We start from the raw sequence: 522 nt of genomic DNA on the forward strand, positions 1-522 counted from the left end.
TGGACCAGGCCGGCGGTGTCTTGCCCGGCACGGCGCCGGGCCCACAGCCCCATGTCGAGGGCATCGAGGGCCAGGTCGGTGCGCAGGCTGGTCGACACCTGCCAACCCACCACGAGGCGGGAGAAGACGTCGAGAAAGACGTCGAGGACGAACGCGACGTAGGTCCACCCCGCATGCGTCCTGACGTAGGTCAGGTCAGCCACCCACAGCTGGTTGGGCGCGGTGGCGACGAACTGCCGCTCAACCCGGTCCTCCGGGCGCGGGGTCTCCCCACCCTCGGCGTGGGTGGTCTTGCGAGTCTTCTCCCGCGAGATCCCGCGCAAACCCTCGTGCCGCATCAACCGCTCCACGGTGCACCGCGCGACCTGGACGCCTTTCCGGTTGAGCTCGGCGTGGACCTTGCGGGCGCCGTAGACACCCAGGTTCGCCTTGTGGACGGTCTTGATCTCCTTCACCAACTCGGCATCGCGGATCGCGCGTGCCGAGGGCTTGCGGGTCTTGGTGGCGTAGTAGCCGCTCGGG

1 protein-coding gene is annotated in these 522 nt (G+C 69.0%); it reads right to left on the reverse strand.

Features of this window, described 5'->3' with window-relative positions; all coding sequences use genetic code 11:
- On the reverse strand, nt 1–522 hold a 522-nt coding region (locus tag D6B71_RS22450; protein WP_121259019.1), incomplete at both ends, for an IS3 family transposase.

Origin of the sequence: Nocardioides ferulae (genome assembly GCF_003660455.1) — a bacterium.
Taxonomy (GTDB): domain Bacteria; phylum Actinomycetota; class Actinomycetes; order Propionibacteriales; family Nocardioidaceae; genus Nocardioides; species Nocardioides ferulae.